Below are 11,809 nucleotides of genomic sequence, written 5' to 3'. Positions count from 1 at the left end.
TGCTGGCCGTCGCGCCGGGAGACGTCGAGCGTGCCGTCCACGGCGTGGGCGCGCTCGGCGATCCCGGCGAGGCCGTGGCCGGCCGTCGCGGCGGGCGATCCGGTGGCGGCGGGGGAGGGCGCGGGGTTCCGCACGACGATGCGCAGGCGCCCACCCGCCCGGCCGTCGAGCGACACGTCGACCGGCGCGCCCGGCGCGTGACGGCGGGCGTTGGTGAGGCACTCCTGGATGGCGCGGTAGGCATGGCGGGAGGTCGTCGTGGAGAGCCTCGGCAGGTCGTCCTGGGTGCCGGGATGGACGTGCGCGCGCACCTCGACGCCGAGGGCGCGGGCCTCATCGAGGAGCGCGGGGAGGTCGGCGAGCGTCGGCTGCGGGGGTGCCACCGCCGGAGCGCCCGATGGATCCCGCAGCACCCCGAGGACGCCGCGCAGCTCGGTGAGCGCCGTCCGGGCATTGTCGCGCACGACGCCGGCGGTCGCGCGGACCTCGGCGGCATCCAGGTCGTCGCGGTACTCCAGCGCTCCCGCGTGCAGGGCGACGAGGGAGAGCCGGTGGGCGAGCACGTCGTGCATCTCCCGTGCGATCCGGGTGCGCTCGTGGTCGGCGGCCTGCGCGGATCGGAGGGCCTGCTCCTCCTCCGTGAGCCGCGCGCGCTCCCGGAGCGAGGCCAGCAGCTCCCGACGGCCGCCCACGTAGAGCCCGACGACGACGGGGAGGGCGACCACCAGGAGGATCGTGACGGCGATCAGCGGCCACTCGTCCGGGCGGATCGGCGCGGTCGTCGTGCCGGTGCCCTCCCAGACCAGGGTGGCGACGAGCAGCGTGCCCGCGACCGCGGCGATCTCGCGGGCCCGGCGCCGGGCGGACACGGAGGCGACCGCGATCAACGCGGCGACGACGCCGGAGGACGAGATGCCGCCGAGGGCCGCGATCACCAGCGCGACGCCGACCGGGGCCCGACGCCGGATCGGCAGGAGCCCCATGGCGACGAGGCCGGCGCCCAAGTCCAGGAGGAGCAGGAACGCGGGTCGGGCCCCGGTGGCGCCGGTCTCCTCGACGGCGACGATCGCGATGCCGAAGGCGAGCATCCCCCCGACGAACGCCACGGCCACCAGCGCGGCCTCGCGGCCGACGGTGCGAAGGCGGAGGAGGGCCTTGCCCGGGATCGGGGGCGTTGCGGGAGAGGGCATGCCCCGACCCTACGGAGCGGGGCGTGTGCGGCGGATCGACCGGAAGGGGGAGATGGTGCGGTCGCGGGGAGGGCGGCAGGCCGGATCAGCGGGTCAGCGAGAGGCGCGGGCCGCGCGGCGCTCGGCGCGCGAGGCGCGCCAGCGTCGCCAGGCGTCCCAGAACCGGTGCAGCTGCCGCTTGAGGAACACGTTCACGCGATGCGCGGCCGGGAACTCGGTGCCGAGCACGGCGATCCCGAGGAAGACGATGAGCCAGCCGGGGCCGGGCAGCGGGATGAGCACGATGCCGACGAGCACGATGCCCATGCCGAGCAGCCCGACGAGGATCCGGTACAGCCAGCGGGCCTTCGGGTGCAGCTCGATCCAGGCCCGGCAGCGACGCAGGAACCGACGGAGCGGATGCGCGTGGCTGGAGCCCGCCTCGTACTCGCGGGTCAGTGTGTCGGACATGGCCCCACGCTACGGGCGGGGCCTGGGAAGCGTCTCCCTCATCCGGGGAATCCGCAGGATGGCGTGACGATGCCGCAGCGGAGGGCACGGGTCAGCGCGCGGGCGGCGCCGTGATCCGCCGGGCCGCCTCCACGACGGCCGCGCGATCGGCCGCGCGCCCCCGGGGACCGTCCTCGTGCATCGCCGGGTACGGCGACTGCACCCACGCCTGCGCGAGCGCGAACAGCATCGTGAGCAGGCGCTGCGGATCCCACGACGGGTCGATGTGCCCGGACTCCTGCCCCCGGCGGATCGCGTCGACCTTCGCCGACGGCGACGTCTCGCTGTGCGGCACGTCGAGCGTCACGCCGTCGAGCCGGGCCCACGAGAGCATGCGGCGGTGCTCGGGGTGGGCGTACGAGTGGTCGAAGATCTGGCCGACGAAGCCGGGGAGGTCCTCGGGATCCAGGGTCACGGCGGAGAAGAACTCGACGCCGTTGAGCTTCAGCACCGCGTGGAACAGCGACTCCTTGTCGGTGAAGTGCGCGTACAGCCGCTCCTTGCTCGCGCGGCCCGAGCGCGCGATGCGGTCGACCCGCGCGCCCGCCAGCCCGTGGGCGGCGAACTCCTCGCGCGCGGCCAGGAGGATGCGGTGCCGGACGTCGTCCTGCTTGTCGTCCGCGGATCGAGCGGACCCCGTCGTCTCTGCCATGTGAACAGCGTATGTCAAACGAACCGGTTCGTTTGACTCTTGCCCCCGGGCCGCCCTAGATTGGACCGTCCTCGCCCGCCCGGGCGCCGCACGACCATCCAGGAGCACCTGATCTCGCACGCACGCACCCCCGAGAACGCACCGCCGTCCACGCCCGCCGCCGCGACCTCCGGCCAGGCCGCGCCCGCCGCGCCCACCACCCCCGCCGCGCCGTCCGCCCGCAGCAAGTGGATCCTCCTCGCCGTCGTCGCCCTCGCCCAGCTGATGGTCGTGCTCGACGGCACCATCGTGAACATCGCCCTGCCGGCCGCCCAGCGCGACCTCGGCATGACCGACGCCGACCGCACCTGGGTCGTCACCGTCTACGCGCTCGCCTTCGGGTCCCTCCTCCTGCTCGGCGGCCGCATCGCCGACTACTGGGGCCGCAAGCGCTCCTTCCTCCTCGGCATGGTCGGCTTCGCGGCCGCCTCCGCGCTCGGCGGCTTCGCCGTCTCGAGCGAGATGCTCCTCATCGCGCGCGGCCTGCAGGGCGTCTTCGCGGCGCTCCTCGCGCCCGCCGCGCTCGCGCTCCTCTCGGTGACCTTCCCGTCCGGCCCCGACCGCGTCAAGGCGTTCGCGGTCTACGGCACCATCGCGGGATCCGGCGCGGCCGTCGGCCTGCTGCTCGGCGGCGTGCTCACCGAGTACCTCAGCTGGCACTGGTGCCTGCTCGTCAACGTGCCCATCGCGATCGTCGCGATCATCGCGGGCATCCCGCTCGTGAAGGAGAGCCGGGCCGACGGCGACCGCAGCTACGACGTGCCCGGCGCCCTGCTCGTCACCCTCGGCCTCGCGTCGATCGTCTACGGCTTCTCCCGCGCGGAGAACGGCTGGGGCGAGCCGGACACCATCGGCTTCCTCGCGCTCGGCGTGGGGATCATGGTCGCGTTCGTCTGGTGGGAGTCGCGGGCGCGCAACCCGCTGCTGCCGCTCCGCGTGGTCGCCGACCGCACCCGCGGCGGCGCGTACCTCACCTCCGTGATGGTGGGCGTGGCGCTCCTCGGCGGGCTGCTGTACCTCACCCTGCACTTCCAGATCGTGCTCGGCATGTCGCCGCTGATCTCGGGGCTCGCGTCGCTGCCCATGGCCGCGACCATCATGCTCACGGCCCCGCAGGTCGCCCGCCTCCTCCCGAAGGTCGGCCCGCGCATCCTCATGACCGTGGGTCCCCTCGTCGCGGCGGCCGGTCTCCTCTGGTTCAGCCGGATCACGGTCGACGGCGCGTACGTCGTGCAGGTGCTGCCCGGCCAGATCCTGCTCGGCATCGGGCTCGCGTTCGTGTTCGTGCCCATGCAGAACGTGGCGCTCTCCGGCATCGAGCCGCGGGATGCGGGCGTCGCGGGCGCGGCGCTCACGGGCACGCAGCAGATCGGCGGATCCATCGGCACGGCCGTCTTCACGGCCCTGTTCGCGTCGGCGGTCACCGCGTCGGTCACCGACGGCGTCGCGAACCCGCTGCAGCAGCAGGTCGACGGGTACCACGTGGTGTTCCTGGCCGCGGCGATCGGCGTGGCCTGCGCCTCGATCATCTCCTGGTCGATGGTGCGCGTCCCCCTCGAGCGCTTCCGCGAGGGCGCGTCGAGCGAGGCCGTGAGCATGCACTGATCCCTCGCCGGATCGCTCGCGACGCCCCTCCCGCCACGCGCGGGAGGGGCGTCGTCGTGCGCGGGGTCGTCGTCAGCGCGGCTCAGGCGGCCGGCGACCAGCCGAGCGCCGGGCCGAGGCGCTCCGCGATGTCGGTGAGGATCTGCTCGAGGTCGGCCTCGCCGAACGTGAACGGCAGGGCGAACGCGACCTCGTCGACCGCTTGGAACCCGGCGTCGGCGTGCAGGGTCGCGGCGATCTCGTCGGACGTGCCCACGAGGTCCGCCGCGAAGAGCATCCTCCGCGGCCCCATCGGCACGCCGACCCGGTGCGCCCGGGAGGCGGCGTACGCCTCGTAGCGGGCGCGCTGCTCGTGCGTCGCGCGGTCGGTGGGGATCACGACGAGGCCCTGCGAGACCCGGGCCTCGGCGCCGCGCGAGTGGGCGGCGCGGTAGGCGTCGACCTGCACGCGCTGGTCCGCGGCGAAGTCGTTCCCGAGCTCGCCCTAGATCACGCTGGAGGTGAGGAGGTGGAAGCCGTTCTCCGCGGCCCACACCGCGGATCGGGTGCTGCCCGCGCCCTACCAGAGCCGGTCGACGAGGCCCGCCGACTGCGGCTGCACGGTGGACGCGTACTCCTCCTGGCCCTCGCGGCCGGCGCGGTCGTCCACGACGTCGCCGCGCACGTGGTCGCGGAAGCGCAGGAGCCGGTCGTAGCCGAGGTCCTCCTGCTCGAGGGTGTCGGGGTAGATGGCGTCGCGGTACCGGTCGAACGACATGGGCGTGCCCATCGAGAAGCCGGGCTGCAGGCGGCCGCCGGTGAGGAGGTCCACCGTCGCGAGGTCCTCGGCGAGGCGGAACGGGTTCTCCGCGCCGATGGGCGTGACGGCCGTGCCCAGATCGATGCGCTCCGTGCGCTGCGAGGCCGCGGCCATCACGGCGACGGGGGAGGAGATCCCGTGCTGGAGGTGGCGGTGCCGGAGCCACGCGCTGTCGAAGCTCAGCTGCTCGCCGCGCTCGATGACGCGGAGGGTGGTCTCGTGGCCGGCGGCGGGATCCGCCGGGTCGAAGGTGCCGATGGTGAGGAAGCCGAGGCGCTTCAGCGGGGTACCGGATGCGGGCATGCATCGAGGGTAGGCGGACCGCGACGCGACTCGCGAGCTGCGTGCGCGGGTGGGGACGTCGTCGGCGCGCGGCGGACGGATCAGGCCGTCGCGGGCGACCAGCCGAGCGCCGGGCCGAGGCGCTCGGCGACGTCCGTGAGGATCCGCGCGCGGTCGCCCGCGGGCAGCCCGGCCGGGAGCACGATCGCGAGCTCGTCCGCGGCCTGCACGGCGGGATCCGCGAGGAGGGCGGCGGCGAGCTCGTCGGACGGGCCCACGAGGTCGGGCGCGCGGACCATGCTCGACGCGGCCTGCGCGTCCTCCCCCTGGTCGGCTCGCGCGGCCCGCTCGGCGCGCGCCGCCGCATCGGCCGCGTACCGGGCGCGCTGCTCGGCCGTGGCCCCGTCGGTGGGCACCACGACGAGGGCGAGCGTGACGTGCGCGGCGGCCGGATCCGGGTGCGCGGCACGGTAGGCGTCGATGAGGGCGCGCTGGTCCTGCGCGAAGCCGCGGCCCCGGGATCCGCGCTCGGTCACGTCGGACGCGAGCAGGTGGAAGCCGTGCGTGCCCGCCCATGCGGCCGTGCGGAGCGTCGCCGCGCCGTAGCCCAGGCGGTCGGCGAGGCCGGGCGACGCGGGCTGCACGGTGGAGGTGAGTGCGTCGTCGTCCTCGGCGTCGCGCTCATCGTCGTGCTCCTCCGCGCCCGGCACCCGACCGCCGCGCAGCAGGTCGCGGAACCGGAGCAGGCGCTCGCGTCCCGGCTCCTCGTGCTCGGCGGTCACCGGGTGGATCGCCCGGTCGACGGCCGCGACGCGCGTCGGGTTGCCGACCGAGAGGCCGGGGCGGAGGCGGCCGCCGGAGAGCAGGTCGACGGTCGCGAGGTCCTCCGCGAGGCGGAGCGGGTTCTCGGCGCGGACGGGGATCGACGCCGTGCCGAGCCCGATGCGGCGGGCGCGCTGCGAGGCGGCAGCCAGCATCGCGACGGGGGACGAGATCGCGTTCACGAGGTGGTCGGGCCGGAGCCACGCGGTGTCGAGGCCGAGCGCGTCGCCGAGCTCGACGAGCCGGAGCGCGTCCTCGAGGCCGGTCGCGGGGTCGGCGGGGTCGAACGCGCCGGTCGTGAGGAAGCCGAGGCGCGTGGGCGCGGATCCGGGTGCGGGCATGGGACGAGGGTAGGCGGTGCCGGTGCGAGCCCGCCGACCCGCCGTCAGGGGACCAGGACGATCGACCCCGTCGTGCGCCGCGCCTCGAGGTCCTCGTGGGCGCGCGCGGCGTCCGCGAGCGGGTAGGTCGCGCCGACGCGCACGTCGAGGGATCCGTCGAGTACGCCTGCGAACAGCTCGCCCGCGCGCCAGCGCCGCTCCTCGGCGTCGAGCAGGAAGTGGGCGAGCGTGGGGCGGGAGACCGACAGGGATCCGCCGGAGTTGAGGCGCTGCAGGTCGAATGGCGGCACCTGGCCGCTCGCGCCGCCGAAGAGCACGAGGGTGCCGCGGATGCGCAAGCTGGCGAGCGAGCCGTCGAACGTGTCGCGGCCGACCCCGTCGTACACGACGTCGACCCCGCGGCCGCCCGTCAGCTCGCGGACGCGCACGGGCACGTCGTCGTAGCCGAGCACGTGCGTCGCGCCGGCCGCGCGCGAGAGGGCGGCCTTCTCCTCGGTCGACACCGTGGTGATCACCTCGACCCCGCGATCCACGAGCAGCTGCGTGAGCAGGAGCCCCACGCCGCCCGCGCCCGCGTGCACGAGCGCGCGATCCCCGGGGCCGGCCGGGTACGAGCTCGTCGCGAGGTAGTGCGCGGTGAGGCCCTGGAGCGGGAGCGCGGCGGCGGTCTCGAAGCCCACGCCGTCGGGCACGGGCAGCAGCGTCTCCGCGCGGATGAGCGCGTGCTGCGCGTACGTGCCCGACGCCTCGGCGGTCGCGACGCGGTCGCCCACGTGCACGCCCGCGACGCCGTCGCCGAGCGCCTCGATGACGCCCGCGGCCTCGGATCCCGGCATGTACGGGTGCGCCATCGGGTAGACGCCGCTGCGCCGGTACGTGTCGATGAAGTTGACGCCCGCGGCGTGCACCCGGATCCGCACCTCGCCGGGTCCGGGATCCGGCACCGGTCCGTCCGTCATGGTCATCACCTCGGGGCCGCCCGGCCCCGCCACCTCGATGCGCGTGCTCATGGGTCCAGCCTGCCGCCTCGGCGGGCGGCGGTCACGCGTCGCGCGGCGGGTTGTCGGCCTCCTGCTCCCGCTGCGCCTCGCGCTCGGCGATCCTCCGGCGGTACCCGTCCATGGCCCGCTCGTCCAGCCGTCGGCGGATCTCCGCGACGTCGGGCGCGAAGGTCTCCTTCGCGAGCTCCTTCGTCCTGGCCCACTTCTCTTGGAACTCGGCATCGGTGTCCCCGGGACGCCAGGCGCGTCTCCACAGCATCTCGAGTCCTTCGACGGAGGTCATCGCCGTCGCTAGGACGAGACCCAGTGGCACCCCGAGCATCGCGATGCCAGCCGCATAGGCGACGGCGGATGAAGCCAGCCACGGTAGGAGCGCGAAGTCCCAACCGCCAGGGCTCGCCAAGCGTCGGCGAACGACGAACGGACGCTCCACGGCGACCGTGACGAGGACATCGAGGATGGTCATCACGACGGCGGCCGACACGATCTCGGATGCACGAGCGTGACCCGTTCCCGTGATGGTTGATGCGACCCACGTCACAAGGAGGACGAGCGGCGTCTTGACGAGGGCCACGGTGAAGTGCCCGACGATGGGGGCCCAGAGGTCCGGAGGTTCCCAGCCCGGCGGATTGCGGGGTCGGTCGGCTCGAGCGCCGGAGAGGCTCCGCATCAGGCGGTCACCGCCGCGGAGCTGAAGTAGGCGCTCGCCACGCCGTCCACCCCGAGGATCGCGCCGAGGAGCTGGGCGGCCTCTTCGCCCATCTGCACGGCAAACACTCCATCCCGAATGGCGACGTAGATCCCGTAGGCGGTCTGCCAGATCTCTCGAGCCTCACGGATCCACCCGAGGACCTTTACCACAGGGATGCCGTACTGGGCGATGACGCCGGCGACCGCTGCGCCGCAGGCGATCCAGTCGGTCGCCAGCTCCACCTGCGTCGGCGCACCGATGCGTCCGGCCTCGCCGAGGAGATGCCGCGGTGCGAGTCCGAGGAGTACGGAAGCATCCGCCCTCGTGGACTGCCGAGCGGAGGTCGTCGCCTCCATGGCGCGGCTCAGCCGCCGCTCGTAGTCCGGCGTCGTGCGGGGATCGGCCGACTTGATGTCTTCGGGCAGGGCGTCCAGCACCGCAACGAGGCCGTCGAGGTCGGCGTCGGTCATGGCGGGGGTGGCAGCCAGGCTGGTCGCGGGCGCCATTCGGGCAACGGAGTCGACGCTCACGCTCGCGACCGCTGCTCTGCGCGGCGCGGCGACCGGGACCGCGCTGGGAGCAGCTCCCAGGGCGGCGGTCATGGCTCCGACCAGCGAGGCTGCGGTGACGACGAGCATCATCGTGAGTGGACGCGCGGGGATGGGCATGTCTCTCCTTCGTGAGCAGGAGGGATCCCGGTTCGGGTGCGGATTTCGGACGCCGCGGGGTCACCTCGGGGTTGTCGCGCGCATCCTCGCCCGGGCGATGCTGGCGGCGACGGACTCCTCCACAGCTCGTCCCGACAGGCCGTCCGCCCGCCCCGGAATGCCGCCGCGACACGCGCGGTTGGCCTCCCATAGGCTCGAAGTCGAGCAGGTGCGCGCGGCAGCGCCCCGCACCGATCCGGATCACGATGAAGGTGGAACCCATGGCAGGTCGCGTCTACGACGACATCACCCAGCTGGTCGGCGGCACGCCGCTCGTCCGGCTCAACCGGCTCACCGAGGGACTCGACGCGACGGTGCTCGTGAAGCTCGAGTCGCACAACCCGGCGTCCAGCGTGAAGGACCGCATCGGCGTCGCCATCATCGACGCGGCCGAGGAGGCGGGGGCGCTGAAGCCCGGCGGCACCATCGTCGAGGGCACGAGCGGCAACACGGGCATCGCGCTCGCGATGGTCGGCGCGGCGCGTGGGTACAAGGTCGTGCTCACGATGCCCGAGACGATGAGCATCGAGCGCCGGCTGGTGCTGCGCGCGTACGGCGCCGAGATCGTGCTGACCCCCGGCCCCGAGGGCATGCGCGGCGCGGTCGACCGGGCCAAGCAGATCGTGGACGAGACGCCGAACTCCATCTGGGCGCAGCAGTTCGCGAACGCGGCGAACCCGCAGAAGCACCGCGAGACCACGGCCGAGGAGGTCTGGGCGGACACCGACGGCAGCGTCGACGTGTTCATCGCGGGCGTCGGCACGGGCGGCACCATCACGGGCGTCGGCCAGGTGCTGAAGGAGCGGAAGCCGGGCGTCAAGATCGTCGCGGTCGAGCCGCTCGACTCGCCCATCCTCAACGGCGGCAAGCCCGGCCCTCACAAGATCCAGGGCATCGGCGCGAACTTCGTGCCCGAGATCCTCGACACCGGGATCTACGACGAGGTCGTCGACGTCTCGCTCGAGGACTCCATCCGCGTCTCGCGCGCGCTCGCGACCGACGAGGGCATCCTCTGCGGGATCTCGTCCGGATCCATCGTGTGGGCCGCGCTCGAGATCGCGAAGCGCCCGGAGAGCAAAGGCAAGACCATCGTGGCGATCGTGTGCGACTTCGGCGAGCGGTACCTCTCGACCGTGCTGTTCGACGACCTGCGCGACTAGGCGTGGGGATCGTCGCCCGGGTCGTCGAGGACCTCCGCACCGCGCGCGCCCACGATCCGGCCGCGCGCGGGTACGCGGAGATGGTGCTCGGCTACCCGGGCCTGCACGCGGTGTGGCTGCACCGGGTGTCGCACGCGCTGTGGCGGCGGCGTCTGCGGCTGGCCGCGCGGCTGCTCGCCCAGGTCGGGCGGGCGCTGACCGGGGTGGAGATCCACCCGGGGGCGCGCATCGGCCGGCGGCTGTTCATCGACCACGGCATGGGCGTCGTGATCGGCGCGACGGCCGAGGTCGGCGACGACGTGCTGATGTACCACGGCGTCACGCTCGGCGGGAAGAGCCTCGTGCACGGCAAGCGGCACCCGACGGTCGGCGACGGCGTCACCATCGGCGCCGGAGCGAAGCTGCTCGGGCCCATCACGGTCGGCGCGGGCAGCGTCATCGGCGCGAACGCGGTGGTCGTGAAGGACGCGCCCGCGGGATCCGTGCTCACGGGCATCCCCGCGGTCGAGACCGGGAAGCGGGCGGGTCGCGCGCCCGACGCGCACGTGGATCCGGCGTTCTTCGTGGATCCCGGGATCTACATCTGATGTCGGAGCCCGAGGCGCCGGAGGCGGCGCCCACCCACGAGCACAGCACGCACGGCGTCGGCCCCTGGCCCGGCGGATCCGACGCCTGGCCCGACGAGCCGCACCTGGATCCGGAGCTGCTCGAGCGCGGCGACACCCGCAACGTGATCGACCGCTACCGCTACTGGCGGATGGACGCGATCGTCGCCGACCTCGACCAGCACCGGCACCCGTTCCACGTGGCCATCGAGAACTGGCAGCACGACATGAACATCGGGTCGATCGTGCGGAGCGCCAACGCGTTCGCCGCCGACACCGTGCACATCGTCGGCCGCCGCCGCTGGAACAAGCGCGGCGCGATGGTCACCGACCGGTACCAGCACGTCGTGCACCACGCCACCATCGCCGACCTCGTGGAGTGGGCGCGCGGGGAGGGCCTGCCGATCATCGCGATCGACAACGTCGACGGATCCGTGCTGCTCGAGACCACGCGCCTCCCGGAGCGCTGCGTGCTCGTCTTCGGCCAGGAGGGCCCGGGCCTCAGCGACGAGGCGGTGGCCGCGGCCGACATGACCGTCGCGATCTCGCAGTTCGGATCCACCCGCTCCATCAACGCGTCCGCGGCGGCCGCGGTCGTGATGCACGCGTGGGTGATGCAGCACGTGTCGTTCGGCTGACGAGCGAGCGTCGAACCGAGCGACGACGCCACGAGAACCCCGACCGCTCGCGCGTCAAGCACGCGTTGACACAGCAATGCGTCAAGCGTAGGTTGACGGTGTGAATAAGAAGCAGACCATCATCCGCGACGGCATCGCCGCCATCATCAGCCGACTCGACCCGGACATCCACCGCGACCTCGAGGGCGATCGGGACGCGTACCTGCGACTCGTCGCGACAGTCGCCGACATCGACGCGGAGGCCCACGACACGCTCCGTGACGCCGTCCATTCGGCCAGGGCCGCCGGGGCGAGCTGGGAGCGGATCGGCGACACGCTGCGCATCTCGCGGCAGGCCGCGCAACAGCGGTTCGGCCAGGAGGCCCGACCGGTGGGCACACGTGGCCGGCGCCTGAGTCCGGTTACCGCGTTCACCGAGATGGAGCGGCTGGAGGAGGCGGGCCGGCACGGCTGGCACTCCGTCGCCTTCGGCACGCTCTACCACGACCTCGTGCAGGACGATCAGCAGTGGGAGTACCGCCGGGTCAGCGTCTTCTCGTCGCGGCACGCGCTGGAGGCGGAGGGCTGGGAGCGGATCGGGTCGATGTGGATCCCCTGGGCCTACTACGCGCGCCCGACCGGCGAGCCGCCGCTGCCGGAGCCGGCCGAGGCGTCCGTGGGTATCGAGCCCGCGGCCTAGTTGTAGTTCCCAGTGAGGTTGTGAACGCGTTCGGCGGGCGTGAGTCCGCCGATGCCGGTGTGGGGGCGGTGGTGGTTGTAGTGATGCAGCCAGGCAGGGTAGGTCGCGG

The 11,809-nt window shown here is 73.6% G+C and carries 13 protein-coding genes and 1 pseudogene; 5 read left to right on the top strand and 9 right to left on the bottom strand.

Annotation, left to right across the window (positions count from 1 at the left end):
* From HDR73_RS15355 to HDR73_RS15345, 3 genes are all read right to left on the bottom strand, one after another.
* The coding region (locus HDR73_RS15355) for a sensor histidine kinase (protein ID WP_287136479.1) at positions 1-1,190 on the bottom strand (1,190 nt) is incomplete at its 3' end.
* Between the two features lie 93 nt (positions 1,191-1,283).
* Positions 1,284-1,640, bottom strand: coding sequence for a TIGR02611 family protein (locus HDR73_RS15350; protein WP_012297949.1), 357 nt, complete (start codon positions 1,638-1,640; stop codon positions 1,284-1,286).
* A gap of 91 nt (positions 1,641-1,731) precedes the next feature.
* Positions 1,732-2,331, bottom strand: a complete 600-nt coding sequence (locus HDR73_RS15345) for a TetR/AcrR family transcriptional regulator (RefSeq protein WP_049791879.1) — start codon at positions 2,329-2,331, stop codon at positions 1,732-1,734.
* A gap of 60 nt (positions 2,332-2,391) precedes the next feature.
* Between HDR73_RS15345 and HDR73_RS15340 the strand changes: the two genes are divergently transcribed.
* Positions 2,392-3,975, top strand: a complete 1,584-nt coding sequence (locus HDR73_RS15340; protein WP_041464330.1) for an MFS transporter — start codon at positions 2,392-2,394, stop codon at positions 3,973-3,975.
* An 82-nt stretch (positions 3,976-4,057) separates the two neighbouring features.
* Here the strand turns inward: HDR73_RS15340 and HDR73_RS15335 are convergent.
* The 5 genes and pseudogenes from HDR73_RS15335 to HDR73_RS15315 all read right to left on the bottom strand — a co-directional run bounded on the left by HDR73_RS15335 (position 4,058) and on the right by HDR73_RS15315 (position 8,579).
* Positions 4,058-5,077 (bottom strand): annotated as a pseudogene (locus tag HDR73_RS15335) (LLM class flavin-dependent oxidoreductase).
* Positions 5,078-5,157: 80 nt separating this feature from the next.
* Complete coding sequence (locus HDR73_RS15330) at positions 5,158-6,219, bottom strand: LLM class flavin-dependent oxidoreductase (protein WP_012297952.1); 1,062 nt, start codon at positions 6,217-6,219, stop codon at positions 5,158-5,160.
* 44 nt (positions 6,220-6,263) lie between these two features.
* Positions 6,264-7,229: a quinone oxidoreductase family protein gene (locus HDR73_RS15325; protein WP_012297953.1), complete on the bottom strand. Its 966-nt coding sequence runs from the start codon at positions 7,227-7,229 to the stop codon at positions 6,264-6,266.
* A gap of 31 nt (positions 7,230-7,260) precedes the next feature.
* Positions 7,261-7,794, bottom strand: a complete 534-nt coding sequence (locus HDR73_RS15320; RefSeq protein WP_223842701.1) for a hypothetical protein — start codon at positions 7,792-7,794, stop codon at positions 7,261-7,263.
* Between the two features lie 95 nt (positions 7,795-7,889).
* Positions 7,890-8,579, bottom strand: a complete 690-nt coding sequence (locus HDR73_RS15315) for a hypothetical protein (protein WP_012297955.1) — start codon at positions 8,577-8,579, stop codon at positions 7,890-7,892.
* Between the two features lie 260 nt (positions 8,580-8,839).
* On the opposite strand from HDR73_RS15315, the gene cysK reads away from it, so the two are divergent.
* The 4 genes from cysK to HDR73_RS15295 all read left to right on the top strand — a co-directional run bounded on the left by cysK (position 8,840) and on the right by HDR73_RS15295 (position 11,700).
* Entirely contained in the window at positions 8,840-9,778 is a 939-nt protein-coding gene (gene cysK, locus HDR73_RS15310) for a cysteine synthase A (protein ID WP_041464331.1), read from the top strand.
* Between the two features lie 2 nt (positions 9,779-9,780).
* The gene (epsC, locus tag HDR73_RS15305; RefSeq protein WP_012297957.1) at positions 9,781-10,365 is read left to right on the top strand and encodes a serine O-acetyltransferase EpsC; all 585 of its coding nucleotides are present in this window, start codon (positions 9,781-9,783) and stop codon (positions 10,363-10,365) included.
* Positions 10,365-11,021 (top strand): TrmH family RNA methyltransferase, encoded by a 657-nt coding sequence (locus HDR73_RS15300; protein ID WP_012297958.1) that lies wholly within the window; start codon positions 10,365-10,367, stop codon positions 11,019-11,021. Before epsC ends, HDR73_RS15300 begins: the two co-directional genes overlap by 1 nt.
* Positions 11,022-11,121: 100 nt before the next feature.
* Positions 11,122-11,700, top strand: a complete 579-nt coding sequence (locus HDR73_RS15295; RefSeq protein WP_012297959.1) for a hypothetical protein — start codon at positions 11,122-11,124, stop codon at positions 11,698-11,700.
* On the opposite strand, the gene HDR73_RS15290 is transcribed toward HDR73_RS15295, so the two are convergent.
* Positions 11,697-11,809, bottom strand: a 113-nt coding sequence (locus HDR73_RS15290) for an integrase core domain-containing protein (protein WP_287136296.1), incomplete at its 5' end; no start/stop codon positions are given. The genes HDR73_RS15295 and HDR73_RS15290 overlap by 4 nt on opposite strands.

It is taken from the genome of Clavibacter sp. (assembly GCF_014802555.1).
Taxonomy (GTDB): Bacteria; Actinomycetota; Actinomycetes; order Actinomycetales; family Microbacteriaceae; genus Clavibacter; species Clavibacter sepedonicus.
Note: the sequence above shows the minus strand (reverse complement) of the source record. Positions and strands in the feature narration are given on the sequence as shown.

What these genes read in the sequence shown, in the direction of transcription:
- HDR73_RS15350 (WP_012297949.1), bottom strand. Translation starts at nt 1,640, where the DNA reads ATGTCCGACACACTGACCCGCGAGTACGAGGCGGGCTCCAGCCACGCG.
- HDR73_RS15345 (WP_049791879.1), bottom strand. Translation starts at nt 2,331, where the DNA reads ATGGCAGAGACGACGGGGTCCGCTCGATCCGCGGACGACAAGCAGGAC.
- HDR73_RS15330 (WP_012297952.1), bottom strand. Translation starts at nt 6,219, where the DNA reads ATGCCCGCACCCGGATCCGCGCCCACGCGCCTCGGCTTCCTCACGACC.
- HDR73_RS15325 (WP_012297953.1), bottom strand. Translation starts at nt 7,229, where the DNA reads ATGAGCACGCGCATCGAGGTGGCGGGGCCGGGCGGCCCCGAGGTGATG.
- HDR73_RS15315 (WP_012297955.1), bottom strand. Translation starts at nt 8,579, where the DNA reads ATGCCCATCCCCGCGCGTCCACTCACGATGATGCTCGTCGTCACCGCA.
- cysK (WP_041464331.1), top strand. Translation starts at nt 8,840, where the DNA reads ATGGCAGGTCGCGTCTACGACGACATCACCCAGCTGGTCGGCGGCACG.
- HDR73_RS15300 (WP_012297958.1), top strand. Translation starts at nt 10,365, where the DNA reads ATGTCGGAGCCCGAGGCGCCGGAGGCGGCGCCCACCCACGAGCACAGC.